18 protein-coding genes are annotated in these 22652 nt (G+C 62.6%); 8 read left to right on the forward strand and 10 right to left on the reverse strand.

From position 1 onward, the window contains the following. Nucleotides 1–143: 143 nt before the first annotated feature. The 4 genes from DT23_RS01880 to DT23_RS01895 form a co-directional block, all read right to left on the reverse strand. Entirely contained in the window at nucleotides 144–2687 is a 2544-nt protein-coding gene (locus DT23_RS01880; protein WP_038127532.1) for a putative PEP-binding protein, read from the reverse strand. 165 nt (nucleotides 2688–2852) lie between these two features. Beyond that, nucleotides 2853–5114 carry a glycine--tRNA ligase subunit beta gene (gene glyS, locus DT23_RS01885; protein WP_038127535.1) on the reverse strand — a complete coding sequence of 754 codons (2262 nt, stop codon included), beginning with the start codon at nucleotides 5112–5114 and terminating at the stop codon, nucleotides 2853–2855. A gap of 1 nt (nucleotide 5115) precedes the next feature. Then, on the reverse strand, nucleotides 5116–5592 hold the full coding sequence (locus tag DT23_RS01890; RefSeq protein ID WP_038127536.1) for a DUF6446 family protein: 477 nt from the start codon (nucleotides 5590–5592) through the stop codon (nucleotides 5116–5118). Then, complete coding sequence (locus DT23_RS01895) at nucleotides 5589–6539, reverse strand: glycine--tRNA ligase subunit alpha (protein WP_038127537.1); 951 nt, start codon at nucleotides 6537–6539, stop codon at nucleotides 5589–5591. The genes DT23_RS01890 and DT23_RS01895 overlap by 4 nt, the downstream gene beginning before the upstream one ends. Before the next feature lie 173 nt (nucleotides 6540–6712). On the opposite strand from DT23_RS01895, the gene DT23_RS01900 reads away from it, so the two are divergent. Continuing rightward, nucleotides 6713–8509, forward strand: coding sequence for a trypsin-like peptidase domain-containing protein (locus tag DT23_RS01900; RefSeq protein WP_038127538.1), 1797 nt, complete (start codon nucleotides 6713–6715; stop codon nucleotides 8507–8509). 1 nt (nucleotide 8510) lies between these two features. On the opposite strand, the gene DT23_RS01905 is transcribed toward DT23_RS01900, so the two are convergent. Continuing rightward, on the reverse strand, nucleotides 8511–9959 hold the full coding sequence (locus DT23_RS01905; RefSeq protein WP_038127539.1) for a TrkH family potassium uptake protein: 1449 nt from the start codon (nucleotides 9957–9959) through the stop codon (nucleotides 8511–8513). A gap of 163 nt (nucleotides 9960–10122) precedes the next feature. Between DT23_RS01905 and DT23_RS01910 the strand changes: the two genes are divergently transcribed. Further along, on the forward strand, nucleotides 10123–13554 hold the full coding sequence (locus DT23_RS01910; protein ID WP_038127540.1) for a pyruvate carboxylase: 3432 nt from the start codon (nucleotides 10123–10125) through the stop codon (nucleotides 13552–13554). A 133-nt stretch (nucleotides 13555–13687) separates the two neighbouring features. On the opposite strand, the gene DT23_RS01915 is transcribed toward DT23_RS01910, so the two are convergent. The 3 genes from DT23_RS01915 to DT23_RS01925 all read right to left on the reverse strand — a co-directional run bounded on the left by DT23_RS01915 (nucleotide 13688) and on the right by DT23_RS01925 (nucleotide 15752). Beyond that, nucleotides 13688–14287, reverse strand: a complete 600-nt coding sequence (locus DT23_RS01915) for an HNH endonuclease (protein WP_038127541.1) — start codon at nucleotides 14285–14287, stop codon at nucleotides 13688–13690. Between the two features lie 173 nt (nucleotides 14288–14460). Then, entirely contained in the window at nucleotides 14461–15123 is a 663-nt protein-coding gene (locus DT23_RS01920; RefSeq protein WP_038127544.1) for an alpha/beta hydrolase, read from the reverse strand. Beyond that, nucleotides 15120–15752 carry a DNA-3-methyladenine glycosylase family protein gene (locus tag DT23_RS01925; protein WP_051696970.1) on the reverse strand — a complete coding sequence of 211 codons (633 nt, stop codon included), beginning with the start codon at nucleotides 15750–15752 and terminating at the stop codon, nucleotides 15120–15122. Before DT23_RS01925 ends, DT23_RS01920 begins: the two co-directional genes overlap by 4 nt. 63 nt (nucleotides 15753–15815) lie before the next feature. On the opposite strand from DT23_RS01925, the gene DT23_RS01930 reads away from it, so the two are divergent. Beyond that, complete coding sequence (locus tag DT23_RS01930) at nucleotides 15816–17039, forward strand: MFS transporter (RefSeq protein WP_038127546.1); 1224 nt, start codon at nucleotides 15816–15818, stop codon at nucleotides 17037–17039. A 74-nt stretch (nucleotides 17040–17113) separates the two neighbouring features. On the opposite strand, the gene DT23_RS01935 is transcribed toward DT23_RS01930, so the two are convergent. Both DT23_RS01935 and DT23_RS01940 read right to left on the reverse strand, forming a co-directional pair. Further along, nucleotides 17114–17788: a nucleoside/nucleotide kinase family protein gene (locus tag DT23_RS01935; RefSeq protein ID WP_240473519.1), complete on the reverse strand. Its 675-nt coding sequence runs from the start codon at nucleotides 17786–17788 to the stop codon at nucleotides 17114–17116. 9 nt (nucleotides 17789–17797) lie between these two features. Beyond that, entirely contained in the window at nucleotides 17798–18415 is a 618-nt protein-coding gene (locus DT23_RS01940; protein WP_038127547.1) for a thiamine phosphate synthase, read from the reverse strand. A gap of 101 nt (nucleotides 18416–18516) precedes the next feature. On the opposite strand from DT23_RS01940, the gene DT23_RS01945 reads away from it, so the two are divergent. The 5 genes from DT23_RS01945 to DT23_RS01965 are packed head-to-tail and all read left to right on the forward strand — an operon-like array spanning nucleotide 18517 to nucleotide 22644. After that, nucleotides 18517–19269, forward strand: coding sequence for an RNA methyltransferase (locus tag DT23_RS01945; RefSeq protein ID WP_038127549.1), 753 nt, complete (start codon nucleotides 18517–18519; stop codon nucleotides 19267–19269). A 30-nt stretch (nucleotides 19270–19299) separates the two neighbouring features. Further along, complete coding sequence (locus DT23_RS01950) at nucleotides 19300–20019, forward strand: hypothetical protein (RefSeq protein WP_051696971.1); 720 nt, start codon at nucleotides 19300–19302, stop codon at nucleotides 20017–20019. A gap of 44 nt (nucleotides 20020–20063) precedes the next feature. Beyond that, complete coding sequence (gene alr, locus DT23_RS01955) at nucleotides 20064–21113, forward strand: alanine racemase (RefSeq protein WP_038127551.1); 1050 nt, start codon at nucleotides 20064–20066, stop codon at nucleotides 21111–21113. After that, nucleotides 21110–21901 carry an MlaE family ABC transporter permease gene (locus tag DT23_RS01960; protein WP_038127554.1) on the forward strand — a complete coding sequence of 264 codons (792 nt, stop codon included), beginning with the start codon at nucleotides 21110–21112 and terminating at the stop codon, nucleotides 21899–21901. Before alr ends, DT23_RS01960 begins: the two co-directional genes overlap by 4 nt. Continuing rightward, a complete protein-coding gene (locus DT23_RS01965) occupies nucleotides 21898–22644 on the forward strand; it encodes an ABC transporter ATP-binding protein (protein WP_038127555.1) in 747 nt (248 codons plus the stop codon). The genes DT23_RS01960 and DT23_RS01965 overlap by 4 nt, the downstream gene beginning before the upstream one ends. The last annotated feature ends 8 nt before the right edge of the window (nucleotides 22645–22652 follow it).

The raw sequence follows: 22652 nt of genomic DNA on the forward strand, positions 1-22652 counted from the left end.
CCATGTCGGATTTGCGGCGGAATCTTGCCAGTCGCCCTGCGGATTTCAGCGTGAGCCTGAGACGAATCGCATATCTCGTGGGCGTGGAAATTGCCAACGGGAATTAGCAAAACTGCGCGAAATCTTGCTCATTTACGTGCCCGTCACGGCGTGCCGCGCCCGCGTGGGGCCAAAAGCGCGAAATGGGCTGCGGCCAAGCGCGCCACCGGCACCCGGAACGGCGAACAAGACACATAGTCAAACCCCGCCGCGCGACAAAACGCGATTGATTCGGGATTACCACCATGTTCGCCACAAACCGAGATCGTGATGTCAGGACGCGCCCCGCGCCCGCGCGCAGCCCCCATCAACAACAGCTCGCCCACGCCCTCGACATCGAGAATGTGGAACGGGTCCTCGCCATAGACCTGCTGATTGACATATGTGGACATGAAACGCCCCGCATCGTCGCGCGACAATCCGTAGGTCATCTGCGTCAAGTCATTGGTGCCAAAAGACAGAAATGCCGCGTGTTCGGCAATTTCTCCGGCGCGCAGGGCCGAGCGAGGCGTCTCGACCATCACACCCAGCTTATAGCTGAAATCGGATTTCGTTTCGTTGCGCACGGTGGACGCGACCGCGTCGATGCGGGTTTTGACCAACTCGACCTCGCGCGAGGCCGAGACCAGCGGAATCATGATCTCGGGCACGATTTCAGCGCCGCGCCGTTTCGCCTCGACCGTCGCCTCAAAGATCGCGCGCGCCTGCATGTCGTAAATCTCGGGCACGGTGATGCCCAGACGCACGCCCCGCATCCCCAGCATCGGGTTGAACTCCGATAGCGCCTCGCAGCGACGCATCACATCCGAAAGCGGGCGATCCAGCGCCTCGGCCAGTTCGCGCATCCCCTCGCGGTCATGGGGCAGGAATTCGTGCAGCGGCGGGTCAAACAGACGGATATTGACCGGCGAGCCCTTCATCAGCTCAAACAGCGTCAGGAAATCGGCGCGCTGCATCGGCAGCAGGCGTTCCAGCGAGGCACGGCGATCCTCGGGGCTGTCGGCAAAGATCATCTCGCGCATCACAGTCAGACGATCTTCGTCGAAAAACATATGTTCAGTGCGACACAGGCCAATCCCGTCGGCTTCGAACATCAAGGCGGTGCGCGCGTCATCGGGTGTGTCGGCATTGGCGCGAATTCCGATATCGCGCACCAGATCAGCCCAATGCAGCAGCGTGCGGAACCCGTCATCCAGCGCGGGGGCCAGCATCTCGGCGCTGCCCACGAGCACCTCGCCATTGGTGCCGTCGAGCGTGACAATATCGCCCTCGCGGAAAATCCGCCCCTTGGGGCCGCGAAACTGGCGCTCGCGGGCGTTCAACTCGATCTCGGAACAGCCAACGATGCAGGGCAAGCCCAGACCGCGTGCGATCACCGCCGCGTGGCTGGTCATGCCGCCCCGTTCGGTCAGCACCGCGACAGCAGCGTGCATGCCGCGAATGTCCTCGGGCGAGGTTTCGCGGCGCACCAAGATGCAAGGCTCGTCGCGTGCGGCCGAGGCCTGCGCGGCGGCCGCTGTAAACACGATCTTGCCCGTCGCCGCCCCGGGCGAGGCGGCAATCCCGCGCGCCAGCACATCGCGGGGCGCGCGCGGATCAACTTGATAATGCAGCAATTCCGTGATCGCGCGGGGCTCGACACGCAGCAGCGCATCCTCGCGCGAGATCACCTTATCCTCGGCCAGCGCGACCGCGATGCGCACCGTGGCGCGCGACGAGCGCGGCACGCGCACCGCGTCAATCACATGCACCTGACCCGATTCAATGGTGAATTCGATCTGCATCTCTTCGCGCAACTTCACACGGCACGCCGCACCGTAATCGCAGAGTTGATCGAAAACGCGCTGGTCGGCCTCTTGCAGCGAGGCTCCGCGCGGATCGCGCGTCAGATACAGCGCCTCGATCGCGGCTTTGCGACCCTGGCTTTGACCGCGAAACCGCCCCGTAACCTGGGCCGCGCCCGTCACCGGATCGACAAACTGGATGGTGCCCGACCCTGACAGCCCCGGCCCGATCCCAAGCGCCATTTCCTGCACCAACAGCCCCAAAGTGGCGTCGGCTGGCGCGCCTTTGGCCTGACGCAGCAGCCGCGCGGTGGTGCCCTCCCAAGCGCGCGCCATCGAGCGCAGCACCTCGCCCAACTGCCGTGCAGGCGATTGCGGGAAACGCTCGTCGGTCTCTTCCTCATAGGCGTCAAGCGCAAGTTCAAGCGCGCCCGGCCCCGGATCTTGCTGAAACATATCCGGGTCGAGACGCGCGACATGAATAGCGTAAAGCTGCACGAAGCGCAGATAAAGCGCATCCGCCGCCTCGGAGCCGTGGGTGTTGGACAGATGCGCGTGCATATCATCGTTCATGCCGACATTGAGCACCGTACCCGGCCCGCCCCATTCGGGATTTTCCGGGCTGGAGCGCACCGAGACCAGCATTTGCGGGCCAAATTCACTTGCCAGCGCGACGGTGTCGATGCTTTGCCCCGCCGCGATGGCGCGCACGGTTTGGGCGGGCAGCGACACGGTTGTGGGCACCGGCAAATCCAGCCGGATCAGCCGTTGCAGGCATTTTGCACGCCAGCCGTGAGTCGTCGTCTCGACCGAAGCCGAGGGCGTCAACGTGACAAAGTCAGCGATTTCAAACGGTTTCTGCATTGCAGCATTAATCTCCACCCCCGCAGGATAGGGCGATTTTGCACACTCGCAAGGGTGCTGTGATATGAAAAGACGCAGCGTCACCCGCGCGCCATGTTTCAGCTTTGTGACAGGTTGCGCGGGGTGGAGCCTCCGGCGGGAGTATTTTTGGCCAGATGAAAGGGCTTAGCCCTCGATCTTGGTCAGGTCGGCCACGCTGAGGCAGATTTGACGGATGCGCGACAGCAGGTTGAGGCGGTTGCGCCGGATCACTTCGCTATCGGTGTTGATCTGCACCGCCTCGAAGAACGCATCAATGGGGCCGCGCAAGGACGCCATTGCGGCCATCGCGGCGGCGAAGTCTTCGGCCTCCATTGCCGGGGTGATTTGCGCCTCGGCGGTGTCGAGGGCGGTGAAAAGCGCCTTTTCCTGTTCGGTTTCGGCGAATTTCACATCTGCGCCGAACGAGTATTCGACCCCGTCCTTGTCCTCGGCTTGGGTGAGGATGTTATTGGCGCGTTTGAACCCTTGAAGCAGGTTCGCGCCGTCTTCGGTTTTGAGGGTTTCCGACAGCGCCTGCGCGCGTTTTACGACGAGGGTGAGATCGTCAGAACCGGACATCACGAGCACAGCGTCGATGACGTCATGGCGAATGCCTTGGTCTTTGAGGAAGACTTTGAGGCGGTCGTGGAAGAAGGAGAGAAGGTCGGTTGCCCATTTTGATGTAACCCTGAGCCTTACGGTCGCAAAATTAAACGCGACTTCGTCCAGGCGTCTAGCTTTCAAAAAGCCAACCTCGGCCCCCATCTTCTCGAAATCGAATTCATCATCGACATCAGCTTCAGGACCAAAAGCAACTCCTGCTTCATCAGTGACCGGAAAAACTATGTGATAGCCAGCTTTTTGAAAGCCGAGGGCCGAGATTGGAAGCCACTTCTTGAACACGTCCTCCAGCTGTATCCTCAACCCATTCTCCAGCACCAGCCGGATCACCCCCAGCGCGGCCCTGCGCAGCGCGAAGGGGTCTTTGCTGCCCGTGGGTTTCTCGTCAATCGCCCAGAAGCCGGTGAGTTTGTCGATCTTTTCGGCAAGCGCCACAGCGACGGAGACGGGTTCGCTTGGCACGGCGTCGGACGGGCCGAGGGGGGCGTAATGGTCGCGCACGGCGTCGGCGACGCGATCATCAAGACTAGCACTTTTTGCATAATATCGGCCCATCACCCCCTGCAATTCGGGGAATTCATAGACCATTTCCGACCTTAGATCGGCTTTGGCGACGCGGGCGGCCTCGGCGGCGAGATCGGGGGCGGCGCCCACGAGGGGGGCGATTTCACGCGCCAGCGCCTCGATCCGGCGGACCTGATCACCCACGCTGCCCAGCTTGTTGTGGAAGGTCACGGCGTCCAGACCCTCGGCCATGCCTTCCAGCCCGTGGGTCTTGATCATGCGCTGATCGTTTTCCCAGAAGAACTTGGCATCCGACAGCCGCGCCGAGAGCACCTTTTGGTTGCCCGCAAGGATGGTCGCGCCGTGATCGGCGGTCTCGCGGTTGGCGACGGTCACAAAGCCCTCGATCCGGCCCGTTTTCGGGTTTTTCACTGAGAAGAATTTCTGATGTTCCTTCATCGAGGTTTGCAGCACCTCGGGCGGCAGGTCGAGGAATTCATCGTCGATCTGGCCCATCAGCGTCACGGGCCATTCGACCAGCCCTGCGACCTCGGCCAGAAGCCCTTTGTCTTCAACGACTTCCCAGCCCTTGGCAAAGGCCATTTGCTGCGCGTCATGCCAGATCGTATCGGCGCGTTCAGCCGGGTCGAGCATCACTTTGGCGGCTTTAAGCTGCTTGGCGTAGCTTTCAAACCCGCCCACGGTGAAGCTGTCAGGGGCCATAAAGCGATGCCCGCGCGTGGTATCCCCCGCCTTGATGCCATCGATATCGAGCGGGACGATGGTTGGCCCCGCCTCATCAGACAGGATCGCGAGGATCGAATGCAGCGGGCGCACCCAGCGCAGGCTGCCCGCGCCCCAGCGCATGGATTTCGGCCAGGGGAAGGTGCGGATTGTGTGCTCTAACACCTCGGCGACGATTTCGGTCGCGGGGCGGCCGGGGCGCTCGATGGTGGCGAAATACACCTGCCCCTTTTTGTCGTCGCGGATTTCGAGCTGGTCCTTGCTTAGCCCTGTCGAGCGCAGAAACCCGTCGAGCGCCTTTTCGGGCGCGTCCACGCGCGGGCCTTTGCGTTCCTCGCGCAGGGTCGGCGAATTGGCGGTCAGCCCCTCAATCGCCAGCACCAGACGGCGCGGCGTGGAAAACGTGCCGGCATGGGCATAGGTCAGCCCGGCCTCAACCACGCCATCGGTGATCAGCTTTTGCAGATCGGCGCGCGCGCGGGCCTGCATCCGGGCGGGGATTTCCTCGGAGAACAGTTCAATCAAAAGATCGGGCATGTTATTTCTCCGCTTCTGAATTCAGTTGGTGCCAGACATAGGCCTGACCATCGGGATAGAGCGCCACAACGCGATCCACGCCGTCGTGGATGTCGTGTTGGGACAGGAAGGCCACGGCGCGCCCGGCCTCAAGATCGGCGCCGATGCGCTTGGCGTCATAGCAGTCAAACCATTTCGGGCCGATCAGCGGGGTGGGCGCATCATAGACCTGAAAGGTTTCGGTCGCGGTGGCGAGGGAAATATCGGTGCGGAAACAGGCGCGATAGCGCAGCGGAGAGCTATCGGCGTCAATGCCCAGATAACCCGCCACATCGATCGGGTCGAGCGTGCCGCCGCCCAGCTCGGCCAGCGTAATTGCAGCCGCCGGGGCCGTGGCCGAGACCTTTTCGTAATAGCCGTATTCCTGCGCGTAATAAACGCCCGCGCCAAAGGCCAGCGCGATCAACACGATGCCACCGCCGATATATTTACCATTCACGCCACGGCCTCGTCTGGCTGCGCGCCCCCTGCCTCGGTGCGCACGAAGGCATCGGCGCAGGCTTTGGCGAGTGTGCGCACACGGCCGATATAGGCCTGGCGTTCGGTGACCGAGATCACGCCGCGCGCATCGAGCAGGTTGAACAGATGGGAAGCCTTGATGCATTGATCATAGGCGGGATGGGCCATGATGATACGGCGGCCCGCATCGTCGGTGTCGTCACTGGCAAGGATGCGGCCACATTCGGCCTCGGCATCCTCAAAATGGCGCAGAAGCGTGTCGGTGTCGGCGACGTCGAAATTCCAGCGCGAATATTCCTGCTCGGTCTGGCGAAAGACATCGGCATAGCTGAGCGCAATCGGCGCGGAAGGGTCGTTATAGGGCATCTCCATGACGTGATCTATGCCCAGCACATACATTGCCAGACGCTCCAGCCCATAGGTCAGCTCGCCCGCGACGGGTTTGCAATCATGCCCGCCGACCTGCTGGAAATAAGTGAATTGCGACACTTCCATACCATCGCACCACACCTCCCAGCCAAGACCCCAAGCGCCCAAAGTCGGGCTTTCCCAGTCATCCTCGACAAAGCGGATGTCGTGCAAGTCCAGATCAATCCCGATTGCCGCCAGCGAGCCGAGATACAGCTCTTGCAAGTCAGGCGGGCTGGGTTTGATCAGCACCTGATACTGGTAGTAGTGCTGCAAACGGTTGGGGTTTTCGCCGTAGCGCCCGTCGGTGGGGCGGCGCGAGGGTTGCACATAGGCCGCCGCCCAAGGCTTGTCGCCAAGCGCGCGCAAGGTGGTCGCGGGGTGGAACGTGCCCGCGCCGACCTCCATGTCATAGGGTTGCAATACCGCGCAGCCCTTAGAGGCCCAATAGCTCATCAGTCGCAGGATGATCTCCTGAAACGATTTGGGGGCGGTCTTGGGGGCGTCGGGATTGGCCATGTCTCACCTCGAATAAAGCGCCTTCTTCCTAGGCAAGGGGGGCGTGGGCGTCAACGCCTCGCGCGCCCGATCTGCGACCCAGCCCCCACATCGACCGATTTCCTGCCATTTCAGGGGTGACGCGGCGCGAGGTTTCGATAAGTTGCGCGACAAAACGTATAAAAGGGTTGGGTATGCGCAATTTTCACAGAGCGATTTCAGTTGTGGTCGGGGCAAGTCTGACGGCGATGGTCTGGACGGGCACCGCATGGGCGCAGGCTTGGGTGCAGATCGAGGCGAAATCCTCGCTCGCACAAGCCGAAGATCGCGCGCGCGACTGGTCGGGCATGTTTCCCACGGCCTCGGGGTTCCGGCTGAAATCGGGCTGGTATGCGATTGCGCTGGGCCCGTTCGCGGATGAGCAGGCCGCCGATGACCGCCGCCGCGCGCTGCGTCTGGACGGGCTGATCCCGCGTGACAGTTTCGTCGCAGATGGCAGCCAGTTTGCGCAACAGTTCTGGCCGGTGGGCGCAAGCCTGAGTGGCGCGCCGATCAAGCCGGTCGAGACGCAACCGCTAACCGAGGCCGCCCCGTCCCCTGACGTTAGCGCGCCATCGGATGCGCAAACACCTGCGGCTGAGCCCTCAACCCCCGCGCAACCCGCAACCGAAACGCTGGCAGAGTCACGCCGTCTGGAAGGCGCGCTCAGCCGTGATCAGCGCCGCGACATTCAGGCCGCGCTGGACTGGGAAGGCAGCTATTCGGGCGCGATTGACGGGCTTTTCGGGCGCGGCACGCGCAGTTCCATCGCTGATTGGCAGATGAAGAACGGCTTTGAGGCGACGGGGGTTTTGTCGTCGACGCAGCAAATGGAATTGCTGGATCGGGTGGCCTCGGCGCGGGCGGAATTGGGGTTGAAAACGGTGGATGAGACCGAGGCCGGAATTTCGGTCGAGATCCCTCTCGGGCTGGTGCAATTCGCACGCTATAACGCGCCGTTTGTGAATTACGCCTCTAAGGATAATAGCGGCGTGCAGGTCTTGCTGATCTCGCAACCCGGCGATGCGGCGCGGCTGCGCGGCCTGTATGATGCGATGCAAACGCTTGAAATCGTGCCGGTTTCCGGAGATCGCGCGCTGCGCAAAAACAGCTTTACCATTGAGGGCAGCAATAGCGAAATCCAGTCCTACACCCAAGCCACGCTGTCCAAGGGGCTGATCAAGGGCTTTGTGCTGGTCTGGCCGACAGGGGATGACAAGCGCCGCAACCGCGTGCTGGAGGCGATGAAATCCAGCTTCAAACCGATTGGCACCGCCGCACTTGATGCCACGCTTGGCCAGCCGATGTCGGTCACGCGCGCGGCGCTGATGGCGGGGATCGAGAAACGCGCACCGGTGTTTTCGCGCTCGGGCTTTTTCATTGATGGCAAGGGCGCCGTGTTGACGGCGGCTGAGGGGCTTGCGCAATGCGGGCGCATCACGGTCGACGCGCACCCCGCCGATCTGGCCTATGATGGCGCGCAAACGGGGTTTGCGGTGGTGCAGCCGCGCGATGCCTTGGCGCCCAAAGGGGTTGCGCATTTCAGCACCCAAGCCCCGCTGGCAGGCGCGCAAATCACCGTGGCGGGATTCTCTTACCCCGAGGCCCTGCCCGCGCCGGTATTGAACTTCGGCACGCTTTCGGCGCTCAAGGGGCTGGCGGGCGAGACCGATCAGGCCCGCATCGAGGCCAAGACGCGCGCAGGCGATGTCGGCGGGCCGGTACTGGATGGCACGGGCGCGGTGATGGGAATGCTGCTGCCCCCTTCGCAGGATGCCAGCCGGATGTTGCCCGATGGCTTGCATGCCGCCCTACAGGCGCAGGCGATGGCCCCGACCCTGTCGCAAAACGGATATGCCCCCGAAGCGGCCAGTTTTTCCGGCGCACGGGCCGCCGAAGACCTGCAACAGATCGCCGATCGGATGGTCGTGCGGGTGTCGTGCTGGAAGTGATCTAGACGCGCCAGAAGCGGGGCAGCAACAGCACCAGAACGCTCATCAATTCGAGCCGCCCGATGCACATTGCCCCGCTCATCAGCCATTTCGCCGAGGCCGGGAAATCCGCGACTGACCCATTGGCGGTGATCTCTGGCCCCCAAGCCGGGCCGATATTGGCAATCGAGGTCCAGGCGGCGGTCATCGCCGTTTCCGTTTCCAGCCCGGTAAAGGTCAGCGCGATGATTAAAATCCCGAAGGTCAGGATGAACAGCGAAAAGAACGCCACGACCGAGTTCACCACGCCATCCTCGACCGATTGCCCGTCATATCGCAAACGCAGCAGGCGGTGGGGCGAATAGAGGCGCTGGATCTGGACCTTGATCGCCTCGAACAGGATCAGATAGCGAAACACTTTGACCGAGCAGGCGGTAGAGGACGTGCAGCCCCCGATCAGCCCGGAAATAATCAGGACCGTAAAGGCGAGATGGCCCCATTGGGTGACGTCCTCGGAGGCGTAACCGGTGCCGGTGAAGGTCGAAACGACATTGAACGTGACCTCGCGCAACGTGGGCCAAAACGAGGCCTCGTGGCGGATCATCCGGTAGATCACGATCACCGCAATCGCATAGCCCATCCAGCGCAAAAACGCGCGCACCTGCGGGTCACGCCACAGCGGCACGACATTGCCCTGCGTCATCTGCACGAAGCGGATAAAGGGCATCGCCGCCAACGCCATATAGACCGAGGCCGCATATTCCGGCGCGCCTTTAAAGGTCGCGAAAGACGCATCGTAATTGGAAAACCCACCCGTGCTGAGCGTGGTCAGCGCATGCATCACCGCATCAAACCCGGTCATGCCCAGCGCCAGATAGGTCATCATGCAGGCAATCGTGAGGCCAACATAAATGCGGATCAGCGCGGTTGAGATATCCATCGCACGCGGCAGAATTTTCCCAAGTGTATCAAAGCCTTCGGAGCGGAAGAACTGCATCCCGCCGACCTTCATCACCGGCAGGAAGATCATCGCGACGATGATAATCCCAAGTCCCCCCAACCATTGCAGCAAGCCGCGCCACAGGTTTACGCCGGGCGGCAAGCCATCAAGATGCGTGATCGTCGTGGTGCCGGTGGTTGTGAGGCCCGACATCGCCTCAAAATAGGCATCCGTCAGATCCAGATGCGGCGCGCCCAGCATCATCGGCAGCGCACCAAACAGCGGCAGCGTCAGCCAGACCGCCGATGTCAGAACAAAGCTCTGCTGGATATTAAGCGTGGCGCGCAGCGCATCGCGCGAGGCCAGTGACAGCACCGCGCCCACGCTGACCGTCAGAATCGCGCTTTCGACAAACACCATCCAATGGGGCGATCCATAAGCCCAATCCACCGCCGCCGGGATCAGCATCGTCAGCCCCAGCACGGATATTAGCATACCGATGATATAGCCTACCGGGCGCAGATCGATCATGGCCCCACCTTGCCCAGCAAACGGGGCTAGTCAATAGGAGCGATTAGACTTTGCAAACTCGCCGCTCAGTGCCTGTAAATTTGCCGCGCTTTGCAGATAACCCTTGCGCTGCGCTGCGGCAACGCTACCGTTCAGCCGGTTTTTGAAAGAGCGGGAGACAGCAATGTTCAACAAGATCCTTGTGGCAAATCGCGGCGAGATCGCGATCCGGGTGATGCGCGCAGCCAATGAGCTGGGCAAGAAAACCGTCGCCGTTTACGCCGAAGAGGACAAGTTGGGCCTGCACCGCTTCAAGGCAGATGAGGCCTATCGCATCGGTGCGGGGCTCTCGCCCGTGGGGGCCTATCTCAGCATCGAGGAAATCATTCGAGTCGCCAAGGAATCGGGTGCGGATGCGATCCATCCGGGCTACGGGCTACTGTCGGAAAACCCTGATTTCGTCGAGGCTTGCGCCAATGCCGGCATCACATTTATCGGCCCCAAGGCCGAAACGATGCGCGCGCTTGGCGATAAGGCCAGCGCCCGTCAGGTCGCGATCAAGGCCGATGTGCCGGTGATCCCTGCGACCGATGTTCTGGGCGAGGATTTTGATGCGATCAAAAAAGAGGCCGCCGAGGTAGGCTATCCGCTGATGCTCAAGGCGTCATGGGGCGGCGGCGGGCGTGGGATGCGCCCGATCCTCTCTGAAGACGAGCTGGTCGAAAAAGTCCGTGAGGGCCGTCGCGAGGCCGAAGCCGCCTTTGGCAATGGCGAGGGATATCTCGAAAAGATGATCATCCGCGCGCGCCATGTCGAGGTGCAGCTTTTGGGTGACACGCATGGTGGCCTTTATCACCTGTTCGAACGCGATTGCACCGTGCAGCGGCGCAACCAAAAAGTGGTCGAGCGCGCCCCTGCCCCCTATCTAAGCGACGCGCAACGCGCCGAGGTCTGCGCGCTGGCGCTGAAGATCGGCAATGCGGTGGGCTATCAGAACGCAGGCACCGTTGAATTCCTGATGGATATGGACACGGACGCGTTCTACTTCATCGAGGTCAACCCGCGCGTACAGGTCGAACACACCGTCACCGAGGAAGTGACCGGGATCGACATCGTGCAGGCCCAGATCAAGATCGCCGAGGGCGCGACGCTGGGCGAGGCAACCGGCGCTGCCGCGCAATCGGATATCCAGCTGTCTGGCCACGCGCTGCAATGCCGCGTCACGACCGAAGACCCGCAAAACAATTTCATCCCCGATTATGGCCGCCTGACCGCCTATCGCAGCGCAACGGGCATGGGGATTCGTCTTGATGGCGGCACTGCCTATGCGGGCGGCGTGATCACGCGCTATTACGATTCGCTTCTGGTAAAGGTCACGGCTTGGGCGCAAACGCCCGATCAGGCGATCTCGCGGATGGACCGCGCCTTGCGCGAGTTTCGCATTCGCGGCGTGTCCACCAATATCGACTTCGTGATCAACCTGCTCAAGCACCCGACCTTTCTGGATATGAGCTATTCGACGAAGTTCATCGACACCACGCCCGCGCTGTTTGATTTCAAACTGCGCCGCGACCGGGGCACGAAAATCCTGACCTATATCGCGGATATTACCGTGAACGGGCATCCCGAAACCGCCGGTCGCCCGAAACCCCATGCCGAGGCGAGAGCGCCCCGCCTGCCCGAACTTAAGGGCGCGCCGCAGCCGGGCACGCGCAACCTTCTGGAATCGCAAGGCCCGCAAGCCGTTGCCGACTGGATGAAGGCGCAGACCAAGCTGCTGCTGACCGACACCACGATGCGCGACGGGCACCAATCGCTGCTCGCGACGCGGATGCGCTCGATCGACATGATCACCGCAGCTCCGGCCTATGCGTCGAATTTGGGCGATCTGTTCTCGGTGGAATGCTGGGGCGGCGCGACGTTTGACGTGGCCTATCGCTTCTTGCAGGAATGTCCGTGGCAGCGCCTGCGCGACATTCGCACCCATCTGCCCAATGTGATGACACAAATGCTGCTGCGCGCCTCCAACGGTGTGGGTTACACGAATTATCCCGACAACGTGGTGGAGTTCTTCGTCAAGCGCGCCGCCGCGACCGGGGTGGATGTGTTCCGCGTCTTCGATTCGCTGAACTGGGTCGAGAACATGCGCGTCGCGATGGATGCGGTGGTTGAAAGCGGCAAGGTCTGCGAAGGCACGATCTGCTACACGGGCGATATTCTGGACCCAGATCGCGCCAAATATGACCTGAAATATTACATCGGCATGGCCAAAGAGCTTGAGGCGGCGGGCGCGCATGTGCTTGGCCTCAAGGATATGGCGGGCTTGCTGAAACCCGCCGCCGCGCGCCAGTTGATTGCCGCGCTGAAATCTGAAATCGGCCTGCCGATCCATTTCCACACCCATGACACATCCGGCATCGCAGGCGCGACGGTTCTCGCCGCCGCCGATGCGGGCGTGGATGCGGTCGATGCGGCGATGGATGCGTTTTCAGGCGGCACCTCGCAGCCCTGTTTGGGGTCTATCGTCGAGGCCTTGGCCCATACCGAGCGCGACACCGGGCTTGATATCGCCGCGATTCGCCGGATGTCGAACTATTGGGAGGCCGTGCGTCATCAATATGCGGCCTTCGAATCTGGCCTCGAAGCCCCGGCGTCAGAGGTCTACCTGCATGAAATGCCCGGCGGCCAGTTTACCAATCTCAAAAGTCAGGCTCGTAGCCTGGGGCTGGAAGAGCGCTGGCATGAGGTGGCGCAGGCCTATGCCGATGCCAACCAGATTTTCGGCGATATCGTCAAGGTTACGCCCAGCTCCAAAGTCGTGGGCGACATGGCGTTGATGATGGTGGCGCAGGGGCTGAGCAAGGAAGACGTGCTCAACCCGGCCAAGGATGTCTCTTTCCCCGATTCCGTGATCGATATGATGCGCGGCAATCTGGGCCAACCCCCCGGAGGCTGGCCCGAAGGGATCGCGAAAAAGGTACTCAAGGGGGAAGTGGCGTCAACGGAACGCCCCGGCAAACACCTGCCCCCCGTCGATCTGGAACAGACCCGCGCGGACCTTGCGCAGCAGCTTGGGATCACGATTGATGACGAGGATCTGGCGGGATATCTGATGTATCCCAAGGTCTTCACCGATTACGCCACGCGCCACGACACCTACGGCCCCGTGCGCACTCTGCCCACGCCGACGTTCTTTTACGGGCTGGAGCCGCAGACCGAAATCTCGGCGGAAATCGACCCCGGCAAGACGCTGGAAATCCGGTTCCTCACGCAGGGCGATACGGATGAATTGGGCGAGGTGAAGGTCTATTTCGAGCTTAACGGACAGCCCCGCGCCGTGCGCGTGCCCAACCGGGCCGTCAAGGCGACGACAGCCGCTAAACCCAAGGCCGATCCCGCCAACCCCAACCATATCGGCGCGCCGATGCCGGGCTCGATTGCCTCGGTAGCGGTCAGCGTCGGTCAAACGGTCAAGCCGGGCGACATGCTGTTGACGATCGAGGCGATGAAGATGGAAACCGGCATCCATGCCGAGCGCGAGGCCACGATCAAGGCGCTTCATGTGACGCCGGGCGCGCAGATTGATGCCAAGGACCTGCTGATCGAACTGGAATAAACGGGCAGCGTCTCTGAAAGCCTGAGAGGTAAGCAAAGCGCCGGGATCAAAAGGATCTCGGCGCTTTTTTATTCCCGCGGATAGGGCCTCGCGTGAGTATTCTACCCTTTCAGCCGCGTGAAATACCCCCCGCTCACGCCTCCAGCTCGGTGTCCCAATAGAGGAAATCCATCCAGCTTTCATGCAAATGCCCGGGCGGAAACCGCCGCCCTGTGCGCTGCATTTCCTCAGGGCTGGGGCGGCGCGCGGGTTTTTGCAAATTCATCCCCGAGCGCGCCAGCGGCTTGTTGGCCTTGCGCAGATTGCACGGAGAGCAGGCGGCGACCACGTTTTCCCAACTCGTCACCCCCCCGCGCGAGCGTGGGATCACATGATCAAAGGTCAGATCGCCCTTGGCCCCGCAATACTGGCATTTGAATTCGTCGCGCAGAAAAAGATTAAAGCGCGTGAATGCCACGCGCTTTTGGGGTCGAACATAGTCTTTAAGCACCACGACAGAGGGGATTTTTATCGCTTGGCGCTGAGAGCGCACCACCTCGTCATATTCGGCCAATATCGTGACCCGATCCAGGCACACCGCCTTGATCGCCTCTTGCCACGGCCAAAGCGACAGCGGGTAATAGGAAAGCGGCCTGAAATCCGCGTTGAGCACAAGCGCGGGGTGGCGGCGCAACGCCGCAGGATCGCGCGTGAATTGCGTTCGGAAATCGGTGGTGTCGCTGTGATCCAGCATGGGTTCAACCGTCCTCGCCCTGTTGCCGCGTCTGGCCCAGGGGCGGGGTCCGCCCCTGCCTTAACAACGACTATATATGGCGTTCGCGATCTGGCAAGCCTCTTGATGTCGCGAATTTCTGCCCTGCGGCATGGATGGCAGAGAAAGGTGACAGGGGTGTGACGTTGCGCGCCCTAGCCCGCGAGCTTGTCGCGCAGAAACGCCAGCGCCACTTGCAAGCCATCAGGCGCGATGCCGTGACCCGTGCCCTCCATGATATGGCCATAGGTTTCAAAGCCAGCCGCGACCAGCGCGTTGCCCGCCTTGGACATATCTTCAAACGGCACAACCGGATCCTGATCGCCATGCACCAACAGAACGGGGGGCTTTGAGACCGCCTCGGCTTCCAGCGCTTCGGGGCGCAGCAACCGGCCCGAAAACGCCACCAGCGCGGCCACCGGTTCGGCGCGGCGCGGCAACACTTCCAGCGCCAGCATCGTGCCTTGCGAGAACCCGATCACGGCGAGGTTCTTCGCATTAAGCCCATGTTCTTGCAACAAATCATCAAGGAACGCATTCACATCTGCCGCTGCCATCTGCAGACCCTGCGCGGCGGCTTCCTCAGAGGAATTGTCGATCCACGGGATCGGGAACCACTGCCGCCCCATCGGGCTGCCGTTGCACGGCTCGGGCGCGTCGGGGGCCACGAACAGCGTGTCGGGCAGATGCGGCCCGAGCGGATCGGCCAGCCCCAACAGGTCCGCGCCATCCGCGCCATAGCCGTGCAGCAGCACGACGATGGATTTCACGTTGCCCGATTGCGGCGCCTTGCGGCCGGCTTGCAGTTTGCGTGTCATGGCGCCACTCCTTCGCGGTTTTTGCACGCTGCGTAATAGGCCCAAAGCCCGCGCGCTGCAACCGCGCGCCACGGCGACCAAGCCGCAGACAATGCGTTGAATTCCTTGCGCTTGGGGCGCTCGGGCAGATCGAAAAGCAGGCGCGCGGCTTCGGCCAGCGCAAGATCGTCGACCGCAAACACATCAGCGCGGCCCAGCGCGAACATCAGATACATTTCAACCGTCCAGCGCCCGATGCCAGGGATCGGCAAAAGCTGCGCGACCACCTCCTCGTCGGGCAGGTTGCGCAGAGCGGTGAAATCCACGCCAGACCCCGCGAGCGCCTGCAAATAGCGCACTTTCTGGCGCGACAGACCACAGGCGCGCAGATCATCCTCGGAGCCAGCGGCAATAGCATCGGGCGCACCAAAGCCAGCCTCGATCACGCGCCCCTTGATCGCATTGGCTGCCGCGACCGAGACCTGCTGGCCGATGATCGCATCACGCAGCGCCGCGAATCCGTCGTCACGCCGCCGCAAAGGCCAAGGCCCGGTCTGCGCGCAAACCTGCGCAAAGCGCGGCTCGCAGGCGCACAGCCACGCAGTGCCCTCGGCGATATCCTCGTCACAAGTGATGATGCGTCCAACCATGCCGCACCCTGCCCGATCACGGCCCCGCTTGCCAGCCCTCTCGCGCCGCGCTAGCAAGCGGATATGACCGATATCACCTCCCCCCCCGCCGCGCGTCAAAAGCGCAACACGATCGTGCTGGTTCTGGCACAGGCGCTTTTGGGCGCGCAGATGCCGATGATCTTTACGATTGGCGGGCTGGCGGGGCAGATGCTGGCCTCCAACCCCTGTTTCGCGACGCTGCCTTTGTCGCTGATTGTGCTGGGGTCTGTGCTTAGTGCGCAGCCGATGTCGGAATTCATGGCCGCCTACGGGCGCCGCGCGGGGTTCATTCTGGCCAATGCTGCGGGCGCGGCGGGCGCGGCGGTGGCGGCTTATGCGCTTTATATCGGGTCGTTTCCGGTCTTCTTGATGGGCTCGTTCCTGACCGGGATCTATATGTCGGCGCAGGGGTTTTACCGCTTTGCCGCGACCGATACCGCCACGCCGGAGTTCCAGCCCAAGGCGATTTCCTATGTCATGGCGGGCGGTCTGGTGGCCGCGATCATCGGCCCGCAACTGGTCAAGGTGACCTCTCAGGCGATGCTGGTGCCGTTCATGGCGACCTATCTGGTGATTATCGCGATCAACGCGCTGGGGCCGTTTCTATTCGCCTTTCTCGACATTCCCGCGCCGGGGCGGCGCAAGAAACACGAGCATCACGAGGGCCGCACGCGGCGCGAATTGCTGCGCGATCCGGTGATTTTGGTCGCGATGATCTGCGGCATGGTGTCCTACGCGCTGATGAATCTGGTGATGACCTCGACGCCGCTGGCGGTGGTGGGCTGTGGCTTTGAAGAGGGTGACGCGGCCAATATCGTCTCGGCGCATGTGCTGGCGATGTATTTGCCGAGCTTCTTCACCGGCTACCTGATTTCGTGGTTTGGCAAAGAGGTGATCGTCGGTGTCGGGCTGGTCATTCTGGCAGCCTCGGGCGCGGTGGCGCTGACCGGGGTGGAGCTGGACAAGTTTTATCTGGCGTTAATGCTGCTGGGTGTGGGCTGGAATTTCGGCTTTATCGGATCGACCGCGATGCTGGCCTCGGCCCATGCGCCCTCCGAGCGCGGCCATGTCCAGGGGATGAACGATTTCATCGTCTTTGGCGGGGTGTTTCTGGCGTCGCTGTCGTCGGGCGGGCTGATGAATTGCTCGGGGGCGGGCAATACGCAAGCGGGCTGGCAGGCGGTCAATCTGGCGATGCTGCCGTTCCTGACGCTGGCGGGGGCGGCGCTGATCTGGCTGGTGATGCGGCCCAAGGAAACGCGCTAAGCGGGGCGGTAAGAGGGGGGCGCTGCCCCCCGCCCGTTCCGGGCTCCCCCCGGGATATTTAGCAAGAGCGAAGATCAGTCGCGGATCACCAGATCGGCGGGGCGGCCCTCGCGGGTGATGAGGCGACCGTTTGGCAGATCGTTTTGCGTGACGCGGCGGGTGATTTCTGCGGCGTCAAGCCCTTGGTCCTGCCAGCGCTGAGTGAGGCGGTCGCGCAAGGTGGCCTCGGGCGTGTCGATGCGGATCGAAAGATCAAACAGCGGATAAAGATCGCGCCAGCCGGGCTGGGTAAGCAGCAGGTAATTGCCCTCGACCAGAACGAAACGCGCACTGGCGGGCACGGTTGTGCCGCCCTTAACAACGGCGTCACGGTCTCGATCAAAGAGCGGCACGGGCGTGTCGGTTTGCGCCGTCTTTAGCTGTGCAAGCAGGGTCGCGAGGCCTTCGGTATCAAAGGTTTGCGGCGCGCCTTTGCGTGCGCGCAACCCGTGCGCATCCAGCCAGTCATTGTCGCGGTGAAACCCGTCCATCGCGACAATTGCCGCATCGGGGCCAAGGGCTGAGGCCAATTCGCGCGCGAGATGGGATTTGCCGGAACCGGGCGCGCCGACCAGCGCGATCAGGTTGCGCGCACCGTCGAGCTGGCGGATATGGGCGGCCAGATCGGCGCGTGGCACGCATAGCTCGGGATGCATGAACGCGCCGTGATCGCCCATCGGCCCGTCGCTATTGCCTAGCCAGCCGGTCATCGCTTGGCCTCAGCCCATCGCGGCGATATAGCGGCCCAGCGCGGCGGCGGGATCGTCTTCACGCCAGATTTCCTCGCCCAGCGCGAACCAGTCGGTGACGGGGGTGAATTGCGCGATCAGGTCTTCGCTCAGCGCCCCTTCGGCCACAACGGGCACCTCAATCACCTCGGACCACCATTCAAACAGGTCGAATTCGGCGCGCTCGGCTGTGCCCAATGCGGTCTCCCCGATGGGGCCGAAACAGATGTAATCCGCCCCCGCCTCGCCCGCGTTCAGCCCCTCATGACGCGAGGCACTGCAATAGCTGCCCACGATCGCCTCGTCGCCCAAAGTCTTGCGCGCATAGCGGATCTGGCGCGCGCCATCCACCAGATGCACCCCGTCCAGACCGTGGCGCTCGGCCAGTTGCACATGGCTTTCGATCACCAGCGCCACGTCGCGCGCATGGGCGACCTCGCGCAGCGCATCGGCGGCGCGCCCGATCTCGAGCTCATCCTTGAGCGCAATCGAGAGGCGGATACAGGCGACCTCATGGGCGTCCAGCACCGAGGCAAGCTTGGGGGAGAACTCCGCTGCGTCAAACGCGGGCGGGGTGATCAGGTAAATTTGCGGGCGATCTTCGGCCATGGCGTGGCTCCTTTAGCGGGTTGCACGCCTCATAGCGCAAGCGCCGCGCCCTTGCCAGAGGCCACGCGCCCCCCTATTGAGCCGCCAGACAAGGAGAGACCATGCCCGATCCCGCCCCATCCGCGCCGACCCAGCCCGTCTTTGTTCTCGTGCGCCCGCAAATGGGCGAGAATATCGGGGCGGCGGCGCGCGCGATGCTGAATTTCTCGCTGTCGCGGATGCGGTTGGTGGACCCGCGCGATGGTTGGCCCAACCCCAAGGCGGTGGCGATGGCGTCGGGCGCGGCAGAAAAGGTGCTGAATTTCGCAGGCGTGTTTGACGATGTGGCCGGTGCGGTCGCCGATTGCGATTTCGTCTTTGCCACCACTGCACGCGGGCGGGAACTGGCCAAGCCGATCTACACCCCTGAGGCTGCGATGCTAGAAGCGCGCCAGCGTATTCTGGCGGGGCAAAAGGTGGCGATCCTGTTTGGCCCTGAACGCACCGGGCTGGAAAACGACGACATCACCCGCGCCAATGCGATCATCACAGTGCCGGTGAATCCCGAGTTTTTCTCGCTCAATCTGGCGCAGGCGGTGTTGCTGAGTGCGTATGAGTATTCGCGCCACACGCTGGACGCCACGCCGCGCGATCCGGGGCTGGCCGCCCATATCCCAGCGACGGCGCAGGATGTCGAGAAACTGGGCGATCATTTTGAGACCCGTCTTGACGAGGCCGGGTTTTTCACCCCCCCCGAGAAAGCCCCGATGATGAAGCGCAATCTGCGCAACATGTGGACCCGCTTTGCCATGACGCGATCCGAGGTGCAGATGCTGCACGGCGCGCTGCGACAAATTTTCCGCGCCCGCGACTAGGGCTTTGCCAATTGCCGCGCTTGGCCCATCATGGCCGATATGTGGCGTGCGTTACGAGTATCTTTTCTGGCGATTTGCGCAGGTGGCGTGCTGGGTTTGGGCGCGCTTTTGTGGTTTTATCCGGTGCTGGCGGGCGGGATCTGTCCGCGCTGTTTCGGATTGGAACGTGCCTCGCCGACACTGTATGTCGAGGCGGAAATGTCGCCAGCCGCGCGACAGGCTTTGATCGCCATGACATCAGCGGCCCAAGCGCAGGTCGCGCAGTTCTACCCCGAGCGCCGCGCCCATATCCGTATTCTCGCTTGCGCAACGAAAGCCTGCAATCGCCGCCTTGGCGGACGGGGCGCGGCGGCAGTGACCTATTCGCTCGGGTCGCTTGCCATCGTGCGACTGGCCCCGCGCGGGCTGACTGAAACCATCCTCGCCCATGAGCTGGCCCATACCGAAACCCACGCGAGACTTGGCGCGCTTGGCCAGATCCGCCACAAAATGCCCGCATGGTTTGATGAGGGACTGTCGGTGCTGATCTCGGACGATCCGCGCTATCTCAACCCCGGCATCAGCGTTGAGCGGTGCAAGGCCCTGCCCGCGCCCGAGCTGCCCGCCTCACCGTTTGAATGGGCACCGCGCGCGGGGCGTGACAACGGGCTTTACGCGCAGGCTGCCTGCGCCGTGCTGATCTGGGCGGCGCATCAGGGCGGCATGGGCGCGATCAAGGCAGGTTTGGAGACAGGCGTGCGGTTTCCGTGATGCTTTGGGCTTGACCTCGGGCCGCGCGCGCAGAAAAAGAAGTCATGGCAAGTGCATCATTGAAAATCGACCTCGACGCTTTGGTTGCGAACTGGACCGCGCTGGATGCGCGCTCGGGCGCGGGCACCCGCACCGCCGCCGTGGTCAAGGCCGACAGTTACGGGCTGGGCGCTGCGCGTGTGGCGCAAACGCTTTACGGCGCAGGCGCGCGCACATTCTTTGTCGCGATCGCCGAGGAGGGCGCAAGATTACGCCCCTATCTTGGCCCGGATGCGCAGATCTTCGTGCTGTCGGGTCATATGGCAGGAGATTTCGAAACCCTGCGCGATGCCAATCTTACGCCTGTTTTGAATTCACGCGATCAAATCACGCGCCAGTTTGAGACCCTGCCCGATGCGCCTTTTGGCGTGCAGCTCGACACGGGCATGAACCGCCTTGGTCTTGAACCCGAAGATTGGGCGCAAGCCGCCCCTGCCCTGCTGGCCAAAAGCCCCGCCCTGATCATGAGCCATCTGGCCTGCGCCGATGAACCCGATCACGAGATGAACGCGCAACAACTCGCCGCGTTCAAACACATGAGCGATGGCACGGGCGTGACGCGCTCGCTTTCGGCGACGGGCGGGATTTTGCTGGGGCCGGATTATCATTTCGACCTGACGCGGCCCGGCATCGGGTTATATGGCGGGCGTCCGTTCGAGGCAGCCCTGCCCGTCGCGACGCTCTCGCTGCCCGTGATCCAGACCCGCGAGGTCCAGCCGGGCGAGACCGTGGGCTATGGCAACCTTTGGCAGGCCGAACGTGTGACCAGGATCGCCACCGTTGCGGCGGGCTATGCCGATGGTATTCACCGCGTGTTGTCCAATATCAGCGATCTTTGGGCGGGCGATGCGCCTTGTCCGGTGCGCGGGCGGGTCTCGATGGATCTGATCACCGCCGATGTCACTGATCTGGACGAGGTTCCCGACACGCTGGATCTGATCTGCCCCGCGCAGGGGATTGACGCGCTGGCCGATATTGCAGGCACGATTGGCTATGAAATCCTGACCGCGCTGGGGCCGCGCTACACCCGCCTTTATACCGAGCGCGGCACATGAATAGCGCAAGCCTGACCGCGCCGCTGGCCTCGCTGGGGCGCGCGACCTTGGGGCTGATGGCAGCAGCAGGACGGCTTGCGATGTTTGCGGGATCGGCGATCAGCCATCTGTTTCGCCCGCCGTTCTACATCGCGGAATTCTGGCGCGCTTGTCTCAATATCGGCTGGCTTTCGCTGCCTGTGGTCGGGTTGACCGCGCTGTTCACGGGGGCCGCGCTGGCACTGCAAATCTATGCGGGCAGCGCGCGGTTCTCGGCCGAACAAGTCGTGCCCTCGATCACCGCGATCGGCATGGTGCGCGAGTTGGGACCGGTGCTGGGCGGGCTAATGGTGGCGGCGCGCGTCACCAGTTCCATCGCCGCCGAGATCGGCACGATGAAAGTCACCGAGCAGATCGACGCACTCACCACGCTCTCGACCGATCCGATGAAATACCTCACCGTCCCACGGATGTTGGCCGCGACGCTGTGCGTGCCAGTTCTGGTGGGCATTGGCGATATAATCGGGATCATGGGCGGCTGGATGCTGGGCACCTCGCGACTGGGGTTTAACTCGACCACCTATCTCAAGGTTACTTGGGATTTCCTGCAATTCTGGGATGTCGGCTCGGGGCTGGTCAAAGGCGCGGCGTTCGGCTTTATCGTCGCGATCATGGGCTGCTATTACGGGATGAATTCGCAACGCGGCGCGCAGGGCGTGGGGCGGGCGACGAAATCGGCTGTGGTTGCGGCCTCGGTCGCGATCCTGACGGTGAATTACCTGCTGACCGAAGCGTTCTTTTCCGCATGATCGAGATCTGTGCCCTCACCAAATCCTTTGGCCCGAAACAGGTGCTGCGCGGCGTCGATCTGGTCGTGCCGTCTGGCAAATCCACCGTCATCATCGGCGGCTCTGGCACGGGCAAATCGGTGCTGCTGAAATGCATCCTTGGCCTCGTGCATCCCGATGGCGGCAAAATCACGCTGGATGGCCAAGACGTCACCAAGGGCGAGCGCGAGGCATTCCTCACCCGCTTTGGCATGTTGTTTCAGGGCGGCGCGTTGTTTGACAGCCTGCCGGTGTGGCAAAATGTGGCGTTCCGGCTGCTGCGCGGATCATTGGCGCGCCCCAAGGATGAGGCCCGCGAAATCGCCATCGAAAAGCTGCGCCGCGTCGGGCTGGGTGCGGATGTCGCTGATCTTTTCCCCGCCGAATTATCAGGCGGGATGCAAAAGCGCGTCGGCCTTGCGCGCGCCATCGCCGCAGACCCCGAGATCATCTTTTTCGACGAACCCACGACCGGGCTCGACCCGATTATGGCGGGCGTCATCAACGAACTGATCCGCGAAATCGTCACCGAAATGGGCGCGACCGCGATCACCATCACCCATGATATGACCTCGGTGCGCGCGATTGCCGACCGCGTGGCGATGATCCACGCGGGTAAAATCCGCTGGGAAGGGCCAATCGCGGAATTGGACACGACTCCCGACCCTTACATCCAGCAATTCATCCACGGACGCGCCGAAGGCCCGATCGAGACCCTGCGCTAAGTCAGCCG

This window comes from Thioclava indica, from assembly GCF_000714545.1.
Classification (GTDB): Bacteria; Pseudomonadota; Alphaproteobacteria; order Rhodobacterales; family Rhodobacteraceae; genus Thioclava; species Thioclava indica.